Source organism: Sphingobacterium sp. HMA12 (assembly GCF_002933815.1).
In the GTDB taxonomy this organism is placed as follows: Bacteria; Bacteroidota; Bacteroidia; order Sphingobacteriales; family Sphingobacteriaceae; genus Sphingobacterium.
In genome coordinates this window covers 91,808-115,207 of record NZ_BEYR01000009.1, presented here as the reverse complement: position 1 = coordinate 115,207, position 23,400 = coordinate 91,808, and the positions used below count along the sequence as shown (strand labels likewise).

Sequence of the window (23,400 nt, the reverse complement as noted above, 5' to 3'; positions counted from 1 at the left end):
TGAAAAGGATAAGTTCCTTTTTATTCCTCGATTTTTAACAATAGTTTATCTATACGATTGCCATCCATATCCAATACTTCAAAAATCATGTTTTTGAAACGTACGCGTTCGCCTTCTTCGGGGACGTGATCTAGCAACAGAAAAACCAACCCGCCGACTGTAGTGACGTTATTAATGTCATCTTCATCTTCTTCGGAAAGTCCTATTTCAAATTCATCCAGCAGGTCCTCAATCTGGTATTGCCCATCCACGACATAATCGCCGCTATCCAGTTGACGGATTGTCGGGCGTACACTGATATCGCTTTCGGTGATATTACCAACGAGATCACCTACGATATCGCGTAGTGTTATGATACCCTGTGGTGAGCCGTATTCGTCGATAACAACAGCCTGGTGCACGCGAGATGTTCGCAATGTATTCATGATGCTGTAGGAAGAGCTGAATTCATTGACAAATTTGATCGGAAGCAGGAGCTCCCGGAGATTAAAAGGCTTATTTTGAAAACATTGCCTAAGCAGGGATTTGACATGGACCACTCCTTTGATATTGTCAAGTCCACCTTCGCAGACGGGATAGATGGAATGGTCACTATCAAGGATAATCTGTCTATTTTCCTCAAAGCTGTCCTCTAGATCCAAAAATACAATGTGCTTACGGTGAGTCATCAGATTGATGGCCTTTTTGTCGCCTAAACTTAGGAGGCGATCCACAATATCATGCTCAATACCTTCAATCACGCCACTATCGACCCCCTCATCCACCAATGCTTTGATCTCTTCTTCGGTAACACTGTTTCCCGTACTCTTGATATTGAGTATCTTGACAATAAATTCAGTAGAGGCACTCAATAACCAGACAAAAGGCTTTACAATCTTGCTGAGCAAATTCATAGGGTAGGCAATGAGCATAGCATATTTTTCAGGAATAGCCATCCCGATACGCTTTGGCACCAGTTCACCAAGAACCAATGAAAAATAGGTAATGATCAGTACCACCAGAATAACCGCCAGCTGTTGACTGTAGGGGGCGAGTATGCTCGATTTATTAAAAACTTCGATCAGGTACGCAGAGATGCTGCCCCCAGAAAAGAAACCCGTTAAAATACCGATCAAAGTGATCCCTATTTGCACTGTTGACAGGAAGCTGTTGGGGGATTCCTTGAGATGAAGTGCAATCTTGGCGGCAGGATTATCTTTGTCGCTCTCGGCCTGTAAACGCGCTTTTCTGCTGGATACGATTGAAATCTCAGAGGCAGACAGGATTCCATTTAAGATGATTAGTACTAAGATTATAATTGCTTCAGTGAGCATAATGTTATCGAAAAATTGTTTGTGAAGGCTAATTTAAGAAAAAGGTAGGCTAAATGGTAGTACTATCGGGATTATATTAAATGGTACAACGAAAGAAGCTGTATCTTTCCGGGATACAGCTTCTTTCGTTTATATTATTTTTTGATTTTACATACCGCTATCATCGAGCATAAAGGTATTTTTCTTTGTTCTCCATTTTCCTTTTGTGAAATCTGGGAACTCTAATGTTTTATTTCCTTTTTTGATGGACTCAGTAGAAAGTGGGAATACTGCACTCATGGTCACGGAATCATAAACGTCGATCGGCGTCTGAACTTTTTGCTTTACCGCTTGGATAAAAGCGTTGAACACAAACCAGTCCATGCCCCCATGACCTGAACCATTCGCTAATTCTTCATATTTTTTCCAGATCGGGTGGTCATATTTTTTAACCCATTCGTCTGCTGAATCCCAAGTATGCGGTTTGGATTTACCTTCAATGTGGATGCCTTTAGCGACGTCCATCCAGATACCATCAGTACCCTGCACACGGAAACCGATAGAATAAGGTCTTGGTAAATGCGTATCGTGTGTCAATAACATCGTTTCCCCGTTTGCACATTGCAACATGGTTTGTGTAATGTCTCCGTTTTTATAGTTTAGTTTACTATTTGGATGTCCCGGAGATACTTTATTGACATAAGCCGCCAAGCCACGCGCTTTACTTGAGTATGATGTAATGTGGGTAAATCTATTGCCTTTGTTGATGTCAACAAATTGCATGATCGGACCTAAACCGTGTGTCGGGTAAAGGTCGCCATCTTGGTCAATGTTGAACTGCGTACGCCACTGTGCTTCCGAAATTGCCTTCGTTCCGTACTCAACACCATGTCCGTAATAATTCTTTCCGTCATTGAATAGAACTTCACGTAAATCATGTTGATAACCGCCTTCAAGATGTAACAATTCCCCGAACAAGCCCTGTCTGTGCATATTTAAAACAGCAAGTACATCGCGACGGAAAGCAACATTTTCCAATGTCATGTACGGTTTGCCAGTTTCTTCGGATGCTTTTACGACATCCCAGTGGTCTTGTACGGTTAGGCCAGCGATAACTTCACAGCCGACATATAAACCTGCTTTCATGGCATCAATAGCTTGGTCTTTGTGAAATTGCCAAGGTGTTGCGATGATTACAGCATCTAATTTTTCACTGCTTAGCATTTTTTTGTAAGCATCTACGTCTCCTGTATACTCTTTTGGAAGTTTGGTACCTTTGGCATTGAACTGTTTGCGGCATTGTGCAAGAGATTCTTCTTGTGTATCACATACAGCCACAATTTCTAAATCGTCTCTGTTTAAGGCAATCTGAACATGGTTACGTCCGCGTAGGCCGACTCCGATAAAGCCGATTTTTATTTTTCCATTGGTTTGGGCGAATAAGTCAGTGCTTGAAAGAACGCCGATTCCAGCGGTAGTGATGGCCGTTGATTTGATGAAATTTCTTCTATCCATTGTTTTGAGATATGAGGAGTTTGTATATTAGTTATTTATCTTTGATAAGAACCATCTATGAGACTGGCTCTTATCAACAAATATATTATTTCATTTGCTATAAATGAAAGTGCAAACGATTGTTTAAATTTATTAAATTTCATGCAATCGTTTGATTGAAATAAAAATTATCATTTATTAATTCAATTTGTGATATTGCAAGCACATTGATGATTTAAAAAACATAGTTTAATGTCTGATTTTAACCAATTAGTAGTAGAGAACGCAGCAAAACAATTCACATTAGAAGGAGATATCATTTCAGTGCAGCCTTTTGGTTCTGGTCATATCAATGATACTTACCGTGTAATTACTTCCGTAAATAGTGGGATATCGCATTTATTGCAACGCATTAACCATCACGTTTTTCCAAATGTCGACGGTTTAATGCACAACATAGAAATTGTAACAAAACATCTTAGTAAGAAAGTAAAAGTTGCTGAAGGAAAACGGGTCAGCGATCATGTCCTGACAATCATTCCTACACAGGAGGGCAAGTTATATACGAAGGACAGTCAGGGGAATTACTGGCGTATGTTTATCCTGATCGAGGATACAAAGAGCTATGATATCGTGGAGACGGAGGTTCAGGCGGCCGAAGGCGGACGTGCCTTTGGACTGTTTCAGAAGCAGCTTTCAGACCTCGATGCTTCCCGGATTGTTGAAGTACTTCCTAATTTTCATAATATAGAATTCCGGCTTGATAACCTTAGGAAGGCTATCGCACTGGACGTCTGCCAACGTGTTGGTCTGGTTAAAGATAAACTGGATTTTATATTTAGCCGTGAAGATCGTATGAAAACGATTCTGGAACTAGGAAATAAAGCTGCATTGCCCTTACGCATTACACATAACGATACAAAATTTAATAATGTGCTGCTGGATGTCCACGATAAAATGCAATGTGTGATTGATCTGGATACAGTAATGCCGGGATATGTTGCCTATGATTTTGGGGATGCTATACGTACCATTATTAATCCTGTTGCCGAGGATGAGAAAGATGTGTCGAAGATCGTGCTGAATCTTTCGTTGTATAAAGCGTATGCAGAGGGCTATTTGGAAGAGGCAAATGAATTTCTCACGACCTTGGAAAAAGAAACCTTGGTCGACGGCGCCTTTTTATTGCCCTATATGCAAGGTGTACGTTTCCTGACCGATTACATCGAAGGTGATCATTATTATAAGACCAAATATGACGGTCATAATTTGGTGCGCACAAATACGCAATTGAAATTGGTAGAGGAGATGGAAAAGAATGAGGAATTTATGAGAAAGGTAATTTTTGATTGTATTTAACGATTTTATACCTTTAATATTTTGAGAAGCTTCCATCGTACGATGAAGCTTCTTTTTCTTAACTTTATTGGATATGAAGAAACTAACCATGCTGCCTATCGCATCAAATTTAACAGGCAGTCTCAATTTTAATCAGCTTTCGGATCTTGTCGGCGATTTCGAATGGCATACACTAGACCATAGTAATTGGAGCGAGTCGTATCCTTATAAGCCACAGGTAAAATTTAAGATCGGTTATACACAAAATGAACTGTTGTTGCGGTTTGATGTCTCAGAGGAGCAATTGCGCGGAAATTACTCGGATGTCAATCAAAATGTTTGGGAGGATAGTTGTGTGGAATTTTTCATTTCGTTTGACGATCGAAAACATTATTATAACATCGAATTTAATTTAATAGGAACTGGTTTGATCGGTTATGGATCACCCGATAAATCAACGAGAAACAGACTTAGTGTAGCTGAAATAGAGACGGTACAGGCATTTTCCATGATTGAGCGCCATAGCGGCACTGACAAGCGGTGGAGCATGATACAGGTTATTCCGCTAGCTGTATTTAAATTTGATGATACAAGTGATCTGAAGGGGAAAACAATACACGGAAACTTCTACAAGTGTGGGGATAACCTGAAAAATCCGCATTTTCTGTCATGGAATAAAATAGATAATCCAACTCCTAATTTCCATTTGCCTCAATTCTTTGGAGAATTAGTCTTTGGGTAGAAGTTGGATTATAAAATGTTGATGCTTATTGGTAAACGGATTCTTTTTTGAATTTTTTTGCCAATAAAGCATACACCAATACACGGTATTTATTTTTATTGGATTTGCCAATAGCAGTAATGACTTCTTCTAATGCCTTGTCTAAATCAGGACCGTCTTTAAGCCCTAATTTTTTGATCAGGAAATTTTGCTTGACACGTTTAAGCTCCTCGGGATCTGATGCTGCAATAGTTTCTGAATCTGCATTGTAAATGGAAGGCCCCATTCCTTTGGTCACTTTGGCAATAAATGCATCATCCAGTGACAGACCTAGTTTTTTTGATTCTGCAGTATATGCAGCAATTTTTTCATCTAATTTGCTCATAATTATGTAAATGATTTAATTGTAGCAAGTTAAGTTAAGAGAAAAAAGTTGGAAAACAAAATAATTCTTGGGGGATAAATAAAGATTGTTACATTTGTAATCGTTTAAGTGCCGGTAACTTAAAGTGTGCAAAAATTAATAGAATTATTCTTTGCAATTGTTGCAAATTACATTTTTATAAATTATCTTTGCACCTCAATAATTGAATATACGTAATCATAATAATAATGAAAAAAGATTTGCATCCTTCAAATTACAGATTAGTTGTATTTAAAGATATGTCAAACGACTATGCTTTTATTACTAAATCTTGTGTTGACACGAAAGAGACTATTCAGTGGGAAGATGGTAATGAGTATCCAGTTGTAAAATTAGAGATTTCTCATACATCACACCCTTTCTATACAGGTAAAATGAAATTGGTTGATACTGCTGGACGTATCGACAAATTCCGTAGCCGTTACAACAAAAAATAATTGTAGCAGATCTGTATATTACAATATTAAGAACTCGATAAATATTATTTGTCGGGTTTTTTTTGTTATTTTTATTTTGTGAAAATCTTTTTTGTAGATTGTTTTGATGCTGTCCGACCCTTGGATAAGCTTGCTTTCCCATTGACTTCTTTTGATAAAAAGAGTTTATATCCTTTTACCTTTAATAAATCCTGTCTTGACCTACGTGTCGGTATTCTGACGTTGAGAGAGAAATGGCATAGGTTGACCTCAGCATTCGATTTGGAACTTGCTGAAGGCGATGGGCTGGAGGATGGTGCTGTTTGGGTGACAAAGCATGTTGTCCCTTCTGAGGTGCTTTTACGTGCTATTTTGGCTATGGAGGAAGGGGACGTCCTGCGGTGCGGCGGGATGATCATTGCCTTGCGGTACAACAGGAGCTGTGCGCTTAAACCGAAGGATATAACCGAAGGGATTGCGCTGTTGAAAGGGGTGGAGGACTTATTTTTATTGACAGGGGCGGAAATTGAGCGTGATTTCAAGCTCTTGGTAACTAAGACGTCTATTACCAATGTTTCTCATACAAATCAACTGTTAGGGAATGCGTTTTATATTGCGGAGCAGGTCACCATGGAATGCGCTACGCTCAATTCGACCTGCGGGCCTATTTACATTGATGAAGGTGTCACCATTATGGAGGGAGCACATTTACGCGGACCTTTATACTTAGGAAAAGGGGCTGTCGTAAAAATGGGAGCAACCATCTACGGGAATGTATCTGTTGGCAGGCAGAGTGTTGTAGGTGGCGAGGTGGGCAATACGGTCATCGGTGATTTTTCGGCAAAAGGCCATCACGGGTATCTGGGCTGTTCAGTTATTGGCAATTGGTGTAACCTCGGTGCTGGAACATCTAATTCGAATCTTAAAAATAATCTGAAAACAGTCTCAATTTATGATTATAAACTGGAAGGGTTTAGAGATACCGGTTTATTAAAATGCGGCGTTTTCATGGGAGATTATACACGAACGGGGATTAATTCGTCTTTAAATACCGGAACGGTAATTGGAATTGCAAGTATGCTGGCAGATACAAGTTTTTATGCTAAATTTGTACCGTCGTTTGCCTGGGTGTTCAACGGAGATACGCAGCCCTATAACTTTGATAAGTTTATGGAGTATCTGGAAACGCTATATATGTCAAAAAATGAAGAACTGCCGGAATGGCATAAGAGGGAATTGAATCAACTTAACAAAAAAATATAATTAAATCGTAAAAATCATGCGTAAGAAAATCGTAGCTGGTAATTGGAAAATGAATTTAGACTATCAATCGGGATTAAGTTTGTTCTCCGAAATTATCAATATGGCCAAAGATGAGGTAATCGGAAATCAAGAATTGGTTGTTTGTAGCCCTTTTATCCATTTGTCAAGTCTTGGACAACTATCCAAGAATGTGGCAAATGTGAATATTGGTGCACAAAATATCCATCAGGCAGAATCTGGAGCATATACAGGTGAGATTTCAGCAGCTCAGGTAAAATCGGTCGGAGCTTCACATGTTATTTTGGGGCACTCAGAGAGACGTGCTTATTTTGGTGAAACAGATGCTTTGTTGGCTGCGAAGGTAGATATCGCTTTGAAACATGGCTTGACACCGATATTTTGTATTGGAGAAACGAAAGAAGAACGCGAGTCCGGTGATTTCTTTGAAATAATTAAAACACAATTGACTGCTGGATTGTTCCATCTTTCCAATGAAGCTTTTGCAGCCGTGGTATTGGCTTATGAGCCAGTTTGGGCGATCGGTACAGGGCTTACTGCCAGTCCGGAGCAAGCGCAGGAGGTTCATCAATTTATCCGTCAGGTTGTGGCTGAGAAATATGGACAGGAAACAGCCGAAAATACAAGTATCCTTTATGGTGGATCTTGTAATCCGGGCAATGCAAAGGATTTATTTGCGCAAGCGGATATTGACGGTGGTTTGATCGGAGGAGCTTCTTTGAAATCGAGAGATTTTATTGATATTGCCAAAGTGTTTAACGGCTAATTTTTAGAAATGAAATACATAGAGGTTATCTTTCAAATGCTATCAGGAGAGGAGTGGCAAAAGGATCTTTTGGTATCTGATTTGGCAGACATTGGTTTTGATACTTTTGAAGATACCGAATCCGGATTTGCAGCTTATATACCGGCTGCAAATCTTGATTTGCAAGCATTAGAAACATTAATGCTAAATCTGGATGCTGGACTTGAAGTGGACTATAAGGTTCAGGAAATAGAAAACCAGAACTGGAATAAACTTTGGGAAAGTAACTTTAACCCCATAGAAGTCGGTGGACAGTGTTATGTACGGGCTACATTTCATGAGTCAAAACCTGATTTCCCTTATGAAATCATCATTGATCCTAAAATGTCTTTCGGGACAGGGCACCATCAGACTACATCAATGATGCTTCAATATATTCTGGAAAATGATTTTGAGGGCAAGTACGTATTGGATATGGGCTGTGGTACAGGTATCTTGGCGATTCTGGCATCGAAAAAAGGAGCTAAGGCCGTATTGGCAGTGGACTATGACGAAATTTGTGTAGAAAGTGTCGCTGAAAATAGCGGGCTTAACCATGTTGACAATATCGAGGCTGTATGTGGTTCCTTTGAGGTGTTAAAAGATCGTCTTTTCGATACGATATTAGCAAATATTAATCGAAATATCCTGTTGGAGCAGTTACCCCAATATGCATTAAGTATCAATAAAAATGGAGAGTTGTACTTAAGTGGATTTTATGAACAGGAAGATTTGACGATGTTGCGTGATACCGCTGAGTCTTTAGGTTTTGAATTTATCTCCAAAAAAGTTTTAAATAATTGGTGTGCAGCCAAGTTTGTGAAACGGTAATAGAGCGATGCGTATTCATTTTATAGCGATAGGTGGTAGTGTGATGCATAACCTTGCCATTTCATTAGCAAAGCAAGGGCATCAGATTACTGGATCTGATGATCAGATTGTGGAACCTTCCCGTTCCCATCTTATCGAAGCTGGCTTATTGCCAGATCAATTGGGATGGTTTTCCGACAAGGTGACGGATGATATTGATGCTGTTATTTTGGGAGCACATGCGGAAGCAAATAATCCCGAATTAAAAAAGGCACAGGAACTAGGTTTAAAGATCTATTCTTTTCCTGAGTTTATACAAGAACTCTCGCAGGATAAGATCCGTGTAGTTATCGCAGGTAGCTATGGGAAAACAACGATCACGAGCATGGTCATGCATGTGATGCGCTTCTTAGGTAAAGATTTTGACTATTTAGTAGGGGCTCAATTGAGAGGCTTTGATAAACTAGTAGATATTACAAAAAATAATAAGATTATTATTATCGAGGGAGATGAATATGTTTCGTCCAAAATTGATCCTAAGTCCAAGTTTTTGTATTATAAGCCCAATATCGCCTTAATTTCGGGTATTGTATGGAATGAATTTAATTCCAAAATATCCAAAGAAGAATATATTAAACAATTTGAAGATTTTATTGATTCCATACCACCTAAAGGAACGCTGATCTATAATAAAGAAGATGCTGTTCTTCAGGGAGTTTTGCAGGATACCAAAGACTGTAAGATCAATAGACATGGTTATAAAATTCCTGATTATACCATTAACAAGGGGGTTACCTATCTGAATACGGCAGACGGAGATGTCCCTTTACAAATATTCGGAAAGCATAATCTGTCTAATATTGCCGGCGCTTATACCGTATGCGAATGGCTCGGTATCAAAAAGAAAGAGTTCTTTGATGCGATAAAGAGTTTCAATACCTCCATCCGTTACCTGGAATTTGTAGCGAGTTATGAGGGATCTGTCGTTTACCAAGATTATGCCTGTAATGCTGATAAAGTTAAATCGAGTATTCACGCCGTAAAAGAACAATTTCCTAATCAGAAATTGGTCACAATTATCGAATTAAACTCGTATGATAGTTTGGATTCGAGCTTTTTGTTACAATATGCTGACTCCATGCGCGAGTCGGATCTCTCTGTTGTCTACGTGAATATCAACTCCTGTAAGGAAATGAATAAGGATATTGAAAGTGTTCCTGAGAATATCAAGAAGAGTTTTAATAATACTGATTTAGAGGTTGTTGTGAGTTTGGATGGCTTGTATTCTTTTTTAGACGGAGTAAAATCAAGAGGTTATAATTTACTACTTATGAGTTTAAATAATTATAACGGGGTTAATCTGTCCGTCCTTGCTGATCGTTTTTTCAGGGATTTTTAAAGAAAAAATTATAATTTAATGTAAATTAATTTTTATTTGCTATTTTTGTTTTAAAATATCTACCAGATGAATGCATTAGGAAAAAAAATTAGATTACTTAGACACCAAAAAGGGTGGAGTCAAGAGGATGTTGCAAAGCGATTGGATATCTCAATCCCGGCATTTTCAAAAATTGAAACAGGAATTACAGATGTGAATTTGTCTCGCCTGAATCAAATCTCAAAATTATTCAATTTGACAGTTGTTCAATTATTATCTACTTCTGATTCAGAAGAGGATAAAGAGTATGTCAATGAGGTCAACGCGCTAACGCAAAAGTTGCAACAACGCGATGGCGAAGTTATCGAACTTCAGAAAAAGGTCATTGATCTTTACGAACAATTGCACAAAAGATAGGGCATATTAAAAATGTTACTGAAAAGGCAATCCAAATGGGTTGTCTTTTTTTGTTTATGCAACTTTATTTTGGTCAAAAGTGATTTTGTTTTTGTTTCTTTGTAAGTATTTTATAAAAATAAAGGTTGATTACTTATGGGGAGACTAAACGGGGGAATCACTACGAGCCCGTCGAATGATTTTTTTAAATCGAATGTACTAGGACAGCGCTCAGGGCTGTTTGTACTTTTCTTTACAGAAATGTGGGAACGATTCTCGTTCTATGGAATGCGTGTCCTATTGATGCAATTTTTAACTGCTGCGGTTATCCAGGGGAGTCCATTCTCTGGCTGGGCCTGGACTGCTCAACAGGCAGGTGCATTGTATGGGACTTATGCCATGATGCTTTATTTGACACCCATCCTCGGAGGAATCATTGCTGATAAATATATCGGATCCCGGAAGGCCGTTATTATAGGTTCGGCGATCATGACATTAGGGCATGCGGCAATGGCTTTTGATACCGCCATTATGTTTTTCTTGGGGTTGATCTGTCTGGTGATCGGAACGGGCTTTTTCAAGCCGAATATGCCTTCAATCCTCGGCGAGATGTATAAAGACCTACCTGAAAAGAAGGACGGCGCATACACCATATTCTATATGGGCGTCAATGCTGGCGCTTTCTTTGGGATGATGCTCTGCGGTTATATCGCTGAAACGTATGGATGGCATTGGGGTTTTGGATTGGCTGGTATTTTTATGCTCTTAGGTACTCTTCAGTTTGTTTTCGCAAAACCGCTCATGGGTAACCTCGGTATTTTGGACAAGTCTGTGACCGGTGAAAAGAAAGAAGTCAGCGTTAGTGATACGGATACTAAAAATCCGTTTACACGAAGAGATTATGTCCTGATTGCTATCGTATCTATTATAGGTTTTGTATATGCTTTTAATGACCCATTGTCGAAAAATGGTATTGTTGATGTTTTCGCCGGACTGGATACCTCTTTTCTGAGGGGACAGTATATCATGGTCATTGTCGCATTGATCCTTTTTATTTATTTGATTGTTTCCCGGATTTTGCGCTATGACAAAACTGTCCGAGACAGGATGTATGCCGTGGTACTTTTAGCATTTTTCCTTATTTTCTTTTTCATGAGCTTTGAACAGGGAGCAACCTCACTGGTCATTGTCGCAAGAGATAATATCGACAGAGCGCTTACAGGCACTGCATTGACGACATTTAATGTGGTCAATGGTTTATTAACAATTGTACCGCTATCAATTATCAGTTGGGTCTTAATAAAATTGGCCAAGGTTACATGGGATAAGATCGCAATATCCAATATCGTTTTGTTTGTCTGTTTTGGACTAATTTGGGGTGCGGCGATCTGGATGCTTTATCAGGAGTTTAACAAAGAAGCTTCAGAAATCAAAGTATCCTGGTTTTCAATTCTTAACTCCTTTTTTATTATTGCATTAGCATCTACAGTTTCCAAGATTTGGGAATCGAAATATAATCCTTCTGCAGCATTTAAATATGGATTCGGTTTGATCCTGGTTGCAATCGGGTTCTTGATTATCGGATTGGGATCATGGGGGATAGCGCCGGGGGTGAAAATCTCAATGGTATTTCTTGTCCTGACTTACCTTTTCCATACTTTGGGTGAATTGTTTATTTCACCAGTAGGTTTGTCTTATGTTTCTAAGCTGGTTCCGGCACGGATGTTGGCTTTTATGTTTGGTATCTGGTATCTTGCTATTGCGATCGCTCAAAAGGTTGCTGCGGTATTGGGTGGACAGGTAGAAACAATTCAACAAGAATACTCATTAAGTCACTTTTTCTTTTTATTTACTGCTATTCCCGCTTTTGCCGGATTGCTAGTCATGCTATTCAATCCTTTGATCAAAAGGTTGATGCACGGAATTAAATAATAACTACATAAGCTTCTTTTGCGAAAGAAGCTTTTTTGATTAATAATAAATTACAGTATGGAGGCGAGTAAACGCGAGTCGTTAGAGGAGATTCAAAATTTTAAAGGGAAGTACCCAAGACAGATCTGGAGCCTGTTCTTTTCGGAAATGTGGGAGAGGTTTTGCTTTTATGGTATGCGGGGCATGTTGGTATTCTTTATGATTACACAACTAAACTTTGCGGAGAAAGAGGCGAATTTACAGTATGGGGCTACCCAGGCATTTGTCTATGCTTTTACATTTATCGGTGGTCTTTTTGCCGATAAGATCTTAGGTTTTAGAAAATCATTATTTTGGGGCGGTTTATTGATGATCGTAGGGAGTCTTTTCCTTGCAGCAGATCCACATCAATATTTCTTTTTTGGACTTTCATTTATTATTATTGGGACCGGTTTCTTTAAACCTAATATTTCTACTATGGTGGGAGAGCTCTATCGGGATGGGGATAGTCGTCGTGATGGTGGTTTCTCGCTGTTCTATGCCGGAATAAATTTAGGCGCATTTTTGGGGGGCTATGTTTGTGTCGCTATTGGTAAAGGATATATGCTGACCTCCCTAATCTCTGAAGGCCACCGTTGGAATGTCGCTTTTGGTTTAGCTGCAGTGGGGATGTTGGCGAGTTTAATTAATTTTCACTTTACCAAAAGGCATTTGGGGCCTATCGGCCTTCAACCGGGGGATCCTGAGGCAATCGTTAAGACCAAAGCTCTGCCAAAATGGGTGGAATATGCAGTATATGCCCTAACCTTGATCTTTATACCCGTTATTCAGATCATGGTATCAAAAACGCAGTATACCGACTATTTTATGTATACCATCGGACCACTGACGTTGTTGTATCTGTTCTATGAAATGTCAAAAGTAACGAAAGAAGAACGAAACAAATTAATTGCTGCGCTGGTATTTATTCTGTTTTCCATTATCTTTTGGGGGATATATGAACAGAGTGGCGGTTCACTGAGCATATTCGCTGCTAAGCACCTGAACGACTCTTTACTTGGAGCTGTAACACTTGACCCAAATGGGGTTAATAATTCTGGTGGAGCTTTATTTATTATTGCCCTGGCACCATTGTTTGGTCTATTCTGGATCTGGTTGGGAAAACGTAAACTTGAACCGAATACCATTATCAAGTTTGGATTGGGCTTTGTTTTCTTGGGGCTAGGATACTACGTGCTTTTTGCTACGCGTCTTTTTGCCCATGATGGTATGACCTCATTGGATATCTTCACGCTTGCACTGTTAGTGATTACTGTCGGGGAGCTATGTCTCTCACCAATCGGACTGTCTATTATGACGAAACTATCTCCCGCAAGGTTGCAGGGCATTATGATGGGGATGTGGTTTCTGGCGAGCGCCTATGGACAATATGTTGCTGGACTGATCGGCGCAAGTATGGCTGAAGCAAAAGAGGGAAATTCCTTAGCAGATAACCTAGTGACATACACCGAAAGTTATAAGCAATTGGGCCTGTATTCTTTAATCGCGGGTGTGATACTCATCGCATTGTCGCCTCTTGTGCGAAAATTAATGGGAAATGTGAAATAATTTCTGATTCTTTAAAGTCCGCCATTCCTACGGTGGTGATTCGTATCTGCTTCGGGACATAGTCGTATCAGCTTTGAGGTGTTACAGTGATGAGAGCGTGGTGAGTCCGTGGTGAGTCCGAGTATAACACGGATTCACCACCCAAAGACAGCAGTAACAAGTCGCTCTTACCTGCTCTCAGGGTTGGAGGAGGGCCGAATATGTCCCGAAGTATAGTCGAATCATGCGTGGTACTCGGACTCAGTTCAAGAAATTAATGTATGTGTCTTATATCAGCTTATTCGTAACAGATTTATAAGTAATAAATTTTATTATTTATATTTTGTTGTATAATGGTATAGGGTCTATGTGCAAATAGAAATTTCAAAATAGTGTGGACATTAGGGGAAGTCTACTGATTCTGTATTAAGATTTCTAATTTTCTTAGCGTATATATAAGACCTTAGGTATAGAAGAATAAGGTTATTGCAGAAATTTTGGAAGGAAGTAGTAAACAAAAAGCCTGATTATTCCTAATCAAGCTTTTCTGTTTATCCGTATATCCATTTGAATTTATATTCTTTTTCGGGAACCTTCATGCGATCTGCTAATCTTGCCAGACGGTCAGGTAATTTTAGGAGATAGTCTCTTGCTTTTTCTCCCTGATCATTTAGTCCTGAGACTTGATCAATCTGCCATTCATTATTAAGTTCTTTCAAGATATCAACATAATCTAAAGCGGTATATACGCCTAATCGCTGTGCAGCATCTGAAAAATGGGCAAAGGCATCACCCTGAGGTTCGCCTGCTTCTCTTAAAAACTGTGCCGGCATCACGATTTTCTTACGCATCATATCTTCAAAAGCTATCATCACTTCGCTAGGGTCTACCGTCAGGGCTTTTGATATGAACGACATATAGGCCTTGGCGTGACGTGCTTCATCCGATGCAATGACACCACACATCTTCGCTAGAAGCTTATCACCACTTTTTTTGGAAAGCCCCGATACCCGACGGTGGGATACATTGGTGGCAAGTTCCTGGAATGAGGTATAGATAAAGTTACGGTAAGGATCAGCACCTGTCCCGATATCAAAACCATCTTGTATTAGATATTGTGTAGACATCTCAAACTGACGCATATCTATTCTGCCAGATAAGTAAAGATACTTATTCAATAAATCCCCATGGCGGTTTTCTTCGGCAGTCCAGGCACGCACCCATTTCATCCATCCACCTTGTTCATTTTTATCGACATCTTCGACCATAGTCAACCAGGATTCGTAGGTCGGAAGGGCTTCTTCGGTAATTGTATCACCAATCAATACAGCAACTAAATCATAGGAGAGTTCTTTGGCACTTTCCTGTAAATCTCTTATTTCCTCAAAAAACGTATCCCTAGAAGCGTCTGGAAGGAAATCAGCGGGTTGCCACATTTCTTCTACAGGCTTCAGGTATTCGCTCATTTCATTTAACATGAAAGGCTCCAAGTAGGCCATCACTTCTTTACGTGAGCCTTCTGGTAAATTTAGAGGTAATTCTTGCATATCATTACAAAGGTAAATAAATAGCGTCAATAAATTATAAAAGCAAGATAGAATTGTTTAAAATGGTAAAAGGGAATAAAAGTTGCTTCTTTAACCGGATTGAGCCACGTTATATAGCGGTGGACAGGCAGCATGGGTAGTTGATAATGACATAAAAAACAGATTGCTCAGCCCGTATTCGATAAAATACTATTAACTTTGTATGAATTATGGAGACGACTTTGGAAACATATAATATAGATAAAATACGTGCAGATTTTCCTATTCTAAAAAGAGAGGTGAATGGCAAACCTTTGGTTTATCTGGATAACGGTGCGACGACACAAAAGCCCACGGCAGTAATCGATGCCATTGCACATTATTATACGGATATGAACAGTAATGTGCACCGGGGTGTTCACTACCTGAGCCAGATATCAACGGATGCTTTTGAGGTTACCCGTAAAAAGCTTCAATCTTTTATCAATGCCCCCGAAGATAAACAAGTGATCATTACCAAGGGTACGACTGATAGTATCAATCTGGTAGCGACTTGTTATGGAAGGGCATTTATCCATGCGGGGGATGAGATCATCATTTCTGCGATGGAACACCATTCCAATATTGTTCCCTGGCAGATGCTCTGCGATGAGAAAGGATGTAAAATCCGTGTTATTCCTATGAATGACAAAGGGGAGCTTGATATGGAAGCTTACCAAAATTTATTCAATGAAAAGACCAAGCTAGTTGCCGTAACCTACGTCTCCAATGCATTGGGAACGATCAACCCGGTGAAGGAGATGATCTCGATCGCACATGACAAAGGAGTGGTTGTCCTGGTTGACGCGGCACAAGCTGTCCAGCATATTCAAGTGGATGTTCAGGATCTTGATGTTGATTTTTTGGCGTTTTCTGGACATAAAATGTACGGACCGACAGGTGTCGGCGTGTTGTATGGTAAGGAAGAGTTATTGAATGCAATGCCTCCTTATCAGGGTGGTGGTGATATGATTAAAGAGGTGACTTTTGAAAAGACTACTTATAATGAATTGCCTTTTAAATTTGAAGCTGGAACACCTAATATTGAAGCTGGAATCTGTTTAAATGAAGCTATTGACTATATCAATTCAATCGGCTTAAAGAATATCGAAGCTTATGAGCATGAGCTGTTGGATTATACCTTGGAAAAATTGGCCCAGATTCCCGGGATGAAATTTATTGGCACCGCCGACCAAAAATGTTCCGTCATTTCATTCATTATCGAAGGTACACACCCCTATGATGTAGGTGTAATTTTGGATAAATTGGGAATAGCGGTGCGAACCGGTCACCACTGTGCACAGCCTGTGATGGACCGTTTTGGTATTCCGGGCACAATCCGGGCTTCATTGGCACTTTACAATACAAAAGAAGAAATAGATATCTTGGTGGCGGGCATTCAGCGTGCGGTCAATATGTTGGTGTAATAAAAATGGTTATGACAATTAATGAAATACAAAATGAATTAATTGAGGATTTTGCTTTCTTTACCGATTGGATGGAAAAATACGAGTACATCATTCAGCTTGGGAAAGAGGTTCCTTTAATTGATGAGCAATATAAGACAGATGAATATATTATTAAAGGCTGCCAGTCCAAAGTATGGCTGTATCCTGAGGTTAAAGACGGAAAAGTATATTTCACGGCGGATAGTGATGCAATTATCACCAAAGGTTTAGTGAGTCTGATGGTCAAAGTGCTATCGGGACATACGGCAAAAGAAATTGTTGATGCAGACCTGTATTTCGTTGATGAAATAGGCTTAAAAGAGCATTTGTCGCCGACCCGTGCTAACGGTTTATTGTCGATGATCAAACAAATGAAATTATATGCACTGGCATTGCAGGTCAATGCTTAGCTGATATCGAAAAGGGGATGATTGTTATCCCCTTTTTTTATGCACCTTATAAGCATAAGCGATTGGTTATCGGCTGACAAGCTTATCCTATTAAATCTTTTATAATGATTTTTTTCATCTTCATCAGCGCTTCTCCGGCTCCGGGATTTTGAAGATATGTGACAATCTGGGCAGGTACAATTTGCCAGCTTACACCAAATTCATCCTTACACCAACCACACATGCTTTCCTGCCCCCTTGCTGTAATGTTATTCCAATAATAGTCAATTTCTGTCTGATCTTTGCATAAGACGGTAAGAGAAATTCCTTCATTAAAAGTAAAATTCTGCGTGACGCCACTATCCATTGCCATTAGTGTGAATCCATTGACGAGGAATTGTGTATGCTGAATCAAACCCTCGTATTCACCTGCTGCATAACGCATGATACCGTTGCTACGAAAGTCTTTGAACAGATCTCCATAAAACTTTAACGCGGCTTCACATTTACCCTGTTGGGGCCCACAATACATCAGGGTCGGGACAATCGCTTGCTGATTCGTATCGCTGACCTTGCCTTGGTATAATTGCCAGTTTACACCATATTTGTCCGCTATCCAGCCATAGTAAGGACTCCAGGGGTAGTTGTCTAAGGGCATTAATGTGGTTCCGCCTGCTGAAAATACATTCCAGATGCGATCAACCTCTTCTTTTGATTCGCAGATCACCATAAATGAAATGGATGGGTTGGGTTTAAACATCGGACCGCCGTTGATCCCGATAAATTTTATGCCATTGAGCTGAGCCTCGACAACGATCGGGGAGTTGCCGGTTACACGGCTGTTTGGAAAGGTCTGACAGTATAGATCAAAAGCCTCTTTCGCATTTTGATCAAACCAGATCGACGGTATAACTGAATTTTCCATGAGCGTCTATTTTTGGTTGAAATTCATTATTTATATTTATCATTTAATCCTTTGTTGGCAATAATCATCGGTCTGATTTTTTCCAGGCGGGATAATTTGGTTTTTTCCTGTTTAGCTTCGTCAATATATTGGATATATTCTTTTTGCTTTCCGGGAGTTAAAGCATTGAAATGATCATAAAATGCCTCGTCTGAACGAAGAGCTTCCAGTAACAGACCAGATGGGGGGATAACTTCGCTTTTAGCTGGTTTAATCTCTTTTCCTTCGTCAACAGTTCGAATAGATTCTTTGATGTAAGCTTCAATTTTGGTGCTGTCCATCTCGCTGACATCATTGAAACGCCATTGGCGAAGTGCTTTTGTTTTTCCTTCTGAAGCACTGATAAGAACGTTTTCCTTATCTTCTAAAAATACGCCGTTATAGAACCAGAGGGAGAAAAAGTTTTTGAAACCTCCCCATCCGATAACGTTCTTTCCCTTGTGTGTATAAACGTCACTTCCCCATTTGAATTCTTTTTTCAGTGTGGTTTTTAACATGATCTGTTGCATCATCTCTTCTGCTTCCAGCCAATTTCCACGGTTTTTATGCCAGTTGGGGCCTTGTTTATCTTTGAGTTTTTCGATATTAAATGCAACGATATCCCGGATGATTTTTTCGGGTACGGGTTGGTCTATCGGGATCTGAATGGCTCCTTTTGTTGTTTTGAAAGCCTTGAGTCGAGAAGCAAAATGCTCAATGGCGTCCGGCCCGGGGTATATTCCGAGATGCTGCTTATTCATGGCAAAATGAATCAAATTGCCATTCAACCGGAAGGTAGGCATCTGGTAGGATATGGTTTCCGTGGCCGCGGTGGGCACCATCCCGGCAATAAGTTTGTAGACTTGGATGAGATATGCTTTCTTATCCCCCTCGAATTGGTTTATATACGCGTCAATTGTTGAAATGCTGCTTGTCATACTATTATTCCTTATCCTTGATCCGGGTGTATTTTGTTGATAAAAATTGGATAGTCTGCTGCATTAGTGTAGTCAGATGATCCGTATTGATGTCACTTAGTTTTTTAATGTAAATACAGGCTTTTCCTTGTTTGAATTTACCTAATTTTTCCACCAGTGGCCTATGTTCGTCGAGTCCGGTATACACATAAAGCGAGATTGCCGCTTTTCGGGGGCTGAAGCCTATCAAAGGGGCATAACCTTCGTGCCCGCTCGCGTATTTATAATGGTACTGTCCGAAGCCAATGATGGATTCTCCAAACATCTTTGGGACTTCATGTGAGACGGTATGCATCAGATGGATAAGCTGGATGCTGTCTTCTCTTTTTTGTACATCCGGTATTTCCTGTATAAAGTCATTGACTTTTTTTTTGATATAGGAAGTTTTATTTACTGCCATTTCCTAATTGCTGTTAAAACATAAAATCAAATGCATTTTTCCGAAGGTTGATATTATATTCGAGATAAGCCTTCATGCAAGCCAAAAAGTTTGCCCATCCTTCCGTTTGTCGCATCATGATCAAAATGCCATCTTGATCGTTGTTCATTTCGTGTTCTGTAATTTTGACGACGGTAGAATCTTCCCCGAATGAAGACAGGTTGATTTCAACCAGCTGGTTGGTGATTCCACCGCTCCAGTCAAACGAAATATAGCTGTTCGGGTGAATTGTTTTTCCGGTTACGGGAAAACTGTCAGGGAATTCGGGGAAAGTCCATTCTACGGTTTTTCCGGCCTCCAATCGTCCAGTTGCGGACTTAATAAAATAATGATTTATTTTATTCGGATCAATGATGGCTTCAAAAACTTCATGGATAGGTTTTTGAATCTGAATACTTGCTTTTGCAGTTAGCTTTTCCATGATTTTAAAATAAATTTTAGACAAATATTGTATAAATACCGATTGCTTGTATTTCCTTGGAATAAAAATACGCCAAAGAGGGGGGCATTTTGGGAACAGTAAACGTTAAGATACTATTTTTGTGTGTATTTGCTGAGCCCATCCTGAAATTCCATGGAAGCATGTGTACCATCGCAAAATGGCTTGTTGGCCGATTGTCCACAACGGCAAAGGGTCTGACGGTTTCGTACTTCGTAATACTTGCCATTACTGCTTTTGACCGGAATTCCTCCCCAAAGCGCTATGGGGCCGCTGCACTGATTCAATACATCTTCAATGAGTCCTATCTCAGCTCCCGTATTTTCTTCGACGGGCGTATTGTTCTGGTTCCACACAAGCAACCGTCCACTGGGGCAGGAATGTGCCATATTGACGGCGCCTGTTAGCGATTGTTCATCGCTATAATTTATGTCATTCCAGATTCTTCTTCCCTGATCACAGAAACGTGCAAAGGCACATAATTTTTCGTCGTCACTGAGGGAGAATACTGGTCCTTCTATAATCTCCGCCGTCTGCAGTGAATCGTGTAGGGTGGCCCTGTCCGTCAGATCGACGCCAGAGGATCTCGCCTGCATGTGGGAGTTATCACAATAGGGTTTGTTTTTAGACAGTCCACAACGGCATAGATAGGTCTCGGGGTCAAGTTTGAAAGATTCACCATTTTCATAGGATCTGGAGACACCCCCACGATCCGGAATGATGTATTGCAGATGAAAGGGTACTTGCCCGTGTAAAATATACGGACCGTCTTTGGTGACTTCGATATAGATTTCACTGGTATTGACTGTTGATCCTATTTGAACATGCCAATAATCTGATGAATTGCTCATGTGTCCTTAAGTTTATAATATAAGATAAACAGTGCATGGCTGGATAGGTTTTATTTTTTTTTGACTTCCGCACCATTACCCTAAAATGAACAAAAATTACACCTTATTCCTTTCGTTTTAAGCTATTTTTGAAAATAGTATACATTATTTACAGTTGGACCATGTGCCCCTTCGTGCTTGCGTTCGGCTTAAAGAAACAATTATGATATCGAAACTTATGATCAATACCAGATATTGCCTTGTTTTAGTGCTTTCAGCGGCTGCAATAGCGGCCGTAGGGCAGGTTAAAAATGCCAATAGGGGAAACGAAGCCGCAGCAATGTTTAATGATCCTACGGCAAGGGACAGTCTTGCGATATCGGCTGCGGAGACAGGCTGGTGGAAGCAATCTGCAAAAGGACAAAAACGGCGTGTTCAGAAATGGAAAAAGGCAACCTTTGGTATGTTTGTGCACTGGGGTGTTTATTCGCAATATGGTAATGTGTGGAAGGGGAAAAAAGGAGGGGGATATGCCGAGCATCTCATGCGTGTCATGCAAATTCCCCGTCAGGAATACCTGGATTCTGCCGCCAGATTTAATCCCGAAAAGTTTAATGCTGAAGAATGGATAATCTTGGCGAAAAATGCCGGTATGAAGTATTTTATAATCACAGCGAAACATCATGATGGCTTTGCAATGTATCCATCACAATATGCTAGTGCTTATTCGATAAAGAGTACTGCATTAAAAGAGGATCCATTGATGCAACTAGCGCAAGCTTGTCATAAACATGGTTTGTTATTCGGATTTTATTATTCACATGCATTTGACTGGGAGCATCCCGATGCACCGGGAAATGACTGGGATTATAATAATCCTGGTGGGGATAAACTGCTGGGGGGAGCAAATTGGTTTGACGGTCATCCGGAATGGTTGCTTAAAGCAAAACGCTATGTCGATGAAAAGGCGATTCCACAAATAAAAGAGCTGATCCATAGGTACCACCCCGATGTGCTCTGGTTCGATACACCACATAAGCTGCCTTTGTCCGAAAATTTAAGAATTCTGCAAGCAATCCGGGATACTGACCCCGCTATCGTTGTCAATGGACGGTTAGCGCGTACAGGTGACCGGAATTATGGCGATTATTTGAATACTGCTGATCGACCGGAAGAGTTTTATCCCGTCCCTGCGGGAGCTTATTGGGAGGCTATTCCCACGACGAATGATTCGTATGGCTATTCCTCGACGGATAAAAACTACAAACCAGCAGCACATTTTATACAATTGTTGGCCAAAGCGACCGCTATGGGCGGAAATATCCTAATGAATATTGGCCCGAATGGTGTTGGTAGCATTGATGCGCCTGATATGACTATTTTGAAAGGAATAGCCAAATGGATGGCAAAGAATAAGGAAAGTGTCATCGATGTAGCACCTTCGCCCTTACCGCGCCAACAATGGGGAGTGATCACAAAAAGAAACAGTACGCTGTATTTGCATGTCTTTAAAAAGCCGAAAGGAGAGAAATTGACTGTTGGCGGACTTACAATGGCGGTTAAATCCATTTCTCTGCTGTCTTCAAAAAGAAGGATCAAAGACTATATTTCAGATGCCACCGGACTCCATATCCCATTGGATCAAATAGGGGATGATCCGGCGGATGAAGTTCTTGTTGTCCAGTTAAAGCAGGATATAAACGCGCCTGAATCCAATGATCTGATTTATGTTGATGCACGTGTCACTGAAAATCGTTTACTGTCTTTCTATGCAAAACAATATGGGGATCCGATGAAATTTGGAGATGGAAAACGGGACCGTTACTATGTGTCCGGATGGAAAAATAGCAATCAGTATCTTGGATGGAATATCAATGTGTTGAAGTCGGCACGGTTTAAAGTCTCGGTACGCTATGTCAAGGATGTGGAAAATACAGGCGGGGAGATGGTTTTAAAAATAGCCGGAAAAGAAATCAACTTCACGATTGATCCAGCATCACCTAAAAGTGGCTACGGAAACTCCCTTATGCTCGGACAAATAGATCTGCCCGTCGGAAAGCAATCGGTGGAACTTCATGTGAAAAATATTGTAGGGGCGGAGGCCATTAAGTTTTTGGAGGTGGTTTTGACACATGATTAAAAACAGTTCATGAGGGAGGGGATCCTAATCCCTAAACAAAAAAAGCTAATCTTGCGATTAGCTTTTTGTTTGTGATCCCGCTGGGATTCGAACCCAGGACCCATACATTAAAAGTGTATTGCTCTACCAGCTGAGCTACGGAATCCTTTCTGTTTTTGAAAGTGATGCAAAGGTATAAAAAGATGTGATTGTGTCCAAATGTTTTTGTTCTTTTTATTTGAATATTTTGTAACAGTTTATAAATTACGCCTTTATTTTTCTATAACGGACGGTTTTTTGATTGAATTGAATGGAATTTGATTGTAAATCGAGCGATTTTGTGTTGGTATTATTCTTTTTTTTTTGAAAAACAAGGGCGGTAAAAATAAAAAAAGTCGGCAACTGCTGCCGACTTTTTT

General features: G+C 40.1%; 22 protein-coding genes and 1 tRNA gene. 13 read left to right on the top strand and 10 right to left on the bottom strand.

The genetic code is table 11. The features are described from left to right. Positions 1–20: 20 nt before the first annotated feature. Together HMAT_RS26590 and HMAT_RS26585 are read right to left on the bottom strand one after the other, a co-directional pair. Complete coding sequence (locus HMAT_RS26590) at positions 21–1,313, bottom strand: hemolysin family protein (protein WP_104385858.1); 1,293 nt, start codon at positions 1,311–1,313, stop codon at positions 21–23. 147 nt (positions 1,314–1,460) lie between these two features. Beyond that, positions 1,461–2,807, bottom strand: a complete 1,347-nt coding sequence (locus HMAT_RS26585; RefSeq protein ID WP_104385857.1) for a Gfo/Idh/MocA family protein — start codon at positions 2,805–2,807, stop codon at positions 1,461–1,463. Positions 2,808–3,038: 231 nt separating this feature from the next. Between HMAT_RS26585 and HMAT_RS26580 the strand changes: the two genes are divergently transcribed. Then, on the top strand, positions 3,039–4,145 hold the full coding sequence (locus HMAT_RS26580) for a phosphotransferase enzyme family protein (protein ID WP_104385856.1): 1,107 nt from the start codon (positions 3,039–3,041) through the stop codon (positions 4,143–4,145). 73 nt (positions 4,146–4,218) lie between these two features. Further along, positions 4,219–4,866, top strand: coding sequence for a carbohydrate-binding family 9-like protein (locus HMAT_RS26575; protein ID WP_104385855.1), 648 nt, complete (start codon positions 4,219–4,221; stop codon positions 4,864–4,866). Positions 4,867–4,891: 25 nt separating this feature from the next. On the opposite strand, the gene HMAT_RS26570 is transcribed toward HMAT_RS26575, so the two are convergent. Further along, complete coding sequence (locus HMAT_RS26570) at positions 4,892–5,230, bottom strand: DUF2853 family protein (protein WP_104385854.1); 339 nt, start codon at positions 5,228–5,230, stop codon at positions 4,892–4,894. 227 nt (positions 5,231–5,457) lie between these two features. Here HMAT_RS26570 and HMAT_RS26565 point away from each other — a divergent pair, with 227 nt between their 5' ends. The 8 genes from HMAT_RS26565 (at position 5,458) to HMAT_RS26530 (ending at position 13,853) form a co-directional block, all read left to right on the top strand. Continuing rightward, a complete protein-coding gene (locus HMAT_RS26565; protein ID WP_077437478.1) occupies positions 5,458–5,706 on the top strand; it encodes a type B 50S ribosomal protein L31 in 249 nt (82 codons plus the stop codon). 78 nt (positions 5,707–5,784) lie between these two features. Next, positions 5,785–6,948, top strand: a complete 1,164-nt coding sequence (locus HMAT_RS26560; protein ID WP_158656162.1) for a putative sugar nucleotidyl transferase — start codon at positions 5,785–5,787, stop codon at positions 6,946–6,948. A gap of 16 nt (positions 6,949–6,964) precedes the next feature. After that, positions 6,965–7,732: a triose-phosphate isomerase gene (gene tpiA, locus HMAT_RS26555; RefSeq protein WP_104385852.1), complete on the top strand. Its 768-nt coding sequence runs from the start codon at positions 6,965–6,967 to the stop codon at positions 7,730–7,732. 9 nt (positions 7,733–7,741) lie between these two features. Next, on the top strand, positions 7,742–8,581 hold the full coding sequence (gene prmA / locus HMAT_RS26550) for a 50S ribosomal protein L11 methyltransferase (RefSeq protein WP_104385851.1): 840 nt from the start codon (positions 7,742–7,744) through the stop codon (positions 8,579–8,581). Positions 8,582–8,588: 7 nt separating this feature from the next. Next, positions 8,589–9,959 carry a Mur ligase domain-containing protein gene (locus tag HMAT_RS26545; protein ID WP_104385850.1) on the top strand — a complete coding sequence of 457 codons (1,371 nt, stop codon included), beginning with the start codon at positions 8,589–8,591 and terminating at the stop codon, positions 9,957–9,959. A gap of 66 nt (positions 9,960–10,025) precedes the next feature. After that, positions 10,026–10,355, top strand: coding sequence for a helix-turn-helix domain-containing protein (locus tag HMAT_RS26540; protein WP_070566095.1), 330 nt, complete (start codon positions 10,026–10,028; stop codon positions 10,353–10,355). Between the two features lie 135 nt (positions 10,356–10,490). Beyond that, a complete protein-coding gene (locus tag HMAT_RS26535) occupies positions 10,491–12,266 on the top strand; it encodes a peptide MFS transporter (protein WP_104385849.1) in 1,776 nt (591 codons plus the stop codon). Between the two features lie 57 nt (positions 12,267–12,323). Then, the gene (locus HMAT_RS26530; RefSeq protein WP_104385848.1) at positions 12,324–13,853 is read left to right on the top strand and encodes a peptide MFS transporter; all 1,530 of its coding nucleotides are present in this window, start codon (positions 12,324–12,326) and stop codon (positions 13,851–13,853) included. A 530-nt stretch (positions 13,854–14,383) separates the two neighbouring features. Here the strand turns inward: HMAT_RS26530 and HMAT_RS26525 are convergent. After that, complete coding sequence (locus tag HMAT_RS26525; RefSeq protein WP_104385847.1) at positions 14,384–15,379, bottom strand: acyl-ACP desaturase; 996 nt, start codon at positions 15,377–15,379, stop codon at positions 14,384–14,386. Between the two features lie 209 nt (positions 15,380–15,588). Between HMAT_RS26525 and HMAT_RS26520 the strand changes: the two genes are divergently transcribed. Together HMAT_RS26520 and HMAT_RS26515 are read left to right on the top strand one after the other, a co-directional pair. Further along, positions 15,589–16,824, top strand: coding sequence for a cysteine desulfurase (locus HMAT_RS26520; RefSeq protein WP_199768778.1), 1,236 nt, complete (start codon positions 15,589–15,591; stop codon positions 16,822–16,824). Between the two features lie 11 nt (positions 16,825–16,835). Further along, the gene (locus tag HMAT_RS26515; RefSeq protein ID WP_104385906.1) at positions 16,836–17,255 is read left to right on the top strand and encodes a SufE family protein; all 420 of its coding nucleotides are present in this window, start codon (positions 16,836–16,838) and stop codon (positions 17,253–17,255) included. Between the two features lie 82 nt (positions 17,256–17,337). Here HMAT_RS26515 and HMAT_RS26510 read toward each other — a convergent pair whose 3' ends face one another. From HMAT_RS26510 to HMAT_RS26485, 5 genes are all read right to left on the bottom strand, one after another. Beyond that, positions 17,338–18,159, bottom strand: a complete 822-nt coding sequence (locus HMAT_RS26510; protein WP_104385846.1) for a VOC family protein — start codon at positions 18,157–18,159, stop codon at positions 17,338–17,340. A 26-nt stretch (positions 18,160–18,185) separates the two neighbouring features. After that, positions 18,186–19,115 (bottom strand): DUF1801 domain-containing protein, encoded by a 930-nt coding sequence (locus HMAT_RS27300; RefSeq protein WP_199768777.1) that lies wholly within the window; start codon positions 19,113–19,115, stop codon positions 18,186–18,188. 4 nt (positions 19,116–19,119) lie between these two features. Beyond that, positions 19,120–19,554, bottom strand: coding sequence for a DUF1801 domain-containing protein (locus HMAT_RS26495; RefSeq protein ID WP_104385845.1), 435 nt, complete (start codon positions 19,552–19,554; stop codon positions 19,120–19,122). A gap of 13 nt (positions 19,555–19,567) precedes the next feature. Then, positions 19,568–20,014 carry an SRPBCC domain-containing protein gene (locus HMAT_RS26490; protein ID WP_104385844.1) on the bottom strand — a complete coding sequence of 149 codons (447 nt, stop codon included), beginning with the start codon at positions 20,012–20,014 and terminating at the stop codon, positions 19,568–19,570. Between the two features lie 113 nt (positions 20,015–20,127). Next, positions 20,128–20,883, bottom strand: coding sequence for a CDGSH iron-sulfur domain-containing protein (locus HMAT_RS26485; protein ID WP_104385843.1), 756 nt, complete (start codon positions 20,881–20,883; stop codon positions 20,128–20,130). Between the two features lie 202 nt (positions 20,884–21,085). Between HMAT_RS26485 and HMAT_RS26480 the strand changes: the two genes are divergently transcribed. Beyond that, a complete protein-coding gene (locus tag HMAT_RS26480; RefSeq protein WP_199768776.1) occupies positions 21,086–23,002 on the top strand; it encodes an alpha-L-fucosidase in 1,917 nt (638 codons plus the stop codon). 72 nt (positions 23,003–23,074) lie between these two features. Here HMAT_RS26480 and HMAT_RS26475 read toward each other — a convergent pair. After that, positions 23,075–23,147: transfer RNA gene (locus tag HMAT_RS26475), tRNA-Lys, on the bottom strand. Positions 23,148–23,400: the final 253 nt, after the last annotated feature.

Excerpts from the sequence above, each read along its gene's own strand:
- HMAT_RS26590 (WP_104385858.1), bottom strand. The coding sequence starts at position 1,313 with ATGCTCACTGAAGCAATTATAATCTTAGTACTAATCATCTTAAATGGA.
- HMAT_RS26585 (WP_104385857.1), bottom strand. The coding sequence starts at position 2,807 with ATGGATAGAAGAAATTTCATCAAATCAACGGCCATCACTACCGCTGGA.
- HMAT_RS26580 (WP_104385856.1), top strand. The coding sequence starts at position 3,039 with ATGTCTGATTTTAACCAATTAGTAGTAGAGAACGCAGCAAAACAATTC.
- HMAT_RS26575 (WP_104385855.1), top strand. The coding sequence starts at position 4,219 with ATGAAGAAACTAACCATGCTGCCTATCGCATCAAATTTAACAGGCAGT.
- HMAT_RS26570 (WP_104385854.1), bottom strand. The coding sequence starts at position 5,230 with ATGAGCAAATTAGATGAAAAAATTGCTGCATATACTGCAGAATCAAAA.
- HMAT_RS26565 (WP_077437478.1), top strand. The coding sequence starts at position 5,458 with ATGAAAAAAGATTTGCATCCTTCAAATTACAGATTAGTTGTATTTAAA.
- tpiA (WP_104385852.1), top strand. The coding sequence starts at position 6,965 with ATGCGTAAGAAAATCGTAGCTGGTAATTGGAAAATGAATTTAGACTAT.
- prmA (WP_104385851.1), top strand. The coding sequence starts at position 7,742 with ATGAAATACATAGAGGTTATCTTTCAAATGCTATCAGGAGAGGAGTGG.
- HMAT_RS26545 (WP_104385850.1), top strand. The coding sequence starts at position 8,589 with ATGCGTATTCATTTTATAGCGATAGGTGGTAGTGTGATGCATAACCTT.
- HMAT_RS26540 (WP_070566095.1), top strand. The coding sequence starts at position 10,026 with ATGAATGCATTAGGAAAAAAAATTAGATTACTTAGACACCAAAAAGGG.
- HMAT_RS26535 (WP_104385849.1), top strand. The coding sequence starts at position 10,491 with ATGGGGAGACTAAACGGGGGAATCACTACGAGCCCGTCGAATGATTTT.
- HMAT_RS26530 (WP_104385848.1), top strand. The coding sequence starts at position 12,324 with ATGGAGGCGAGTAAACGCGAGTCGTTAGAGGAGATTCAAAATTTTAAA.
- HMAT_RS26525 (WP_104385847.1), bottom strand. The coding sequence starts at position 15,379 with ATGCAAGAATTACCTCTAAATTTACCAGAAGGCTCACGTAAAGAAGTG.
- HMAT_RS26520 (WP_199768778.1), top strand. The coding sequence starts at position 15,589 with ATGGAGACGACTTTGGAAACATATAATATAGATAAAATACGTGCAGAT.
- HMAT_RS26515 (WP_104385906.1), top strand. The coding sequence starts at position 16,836 with ATGACAATTAATGAAATACAAAATGAATTAATTGAGGATTTTGCTTTC.
- HMAT_RS26510 (WP_104385846.1), bottom strand. The coding sequence starts at position 18,159 with ATGGAAAATTCAGTTATACCGTCGATCTGGTTTGATCAAAATGCGAAA.
- HMAT_RS27300 (WP_199768777.1), bottom strand. The coding sequence starts at position 19,115 with ATGACAAGCAGCATTTCAACAATTGACGCGTATATAAACCAATTCGAG.
- HMAT_RS26495 (WP_104385845.1), bottom strand. The coding sequence starts at position 19,554 with ATGGCAGTAAATAAAACTTCCTATATCAAAAAAAAAGTCAATGACTTT.
- HMAT_RS26490 (WP_104385844.1), bottom strand. The coding sequence starts at position 20,014 with ATGGAAAAGCTAACTGCAAAAGCAAGTATTCAGATTCAAAAACCTATC.
- HMAT_RS26485 (WP_104385843.1), bottom strand. The coding sequence starts at position 20,883 with ATGAGCAATTCATCAGATTATTGGCATGTTCAAATAGGATCAACAGTC.
- HMAT_RS26480 (WP_199768776.1), top strand. The coding sequence starts at position 21,086 with ATGATATCGAAACTTATGATCAATACCAGATATTGCCTTGTTTTAGTG.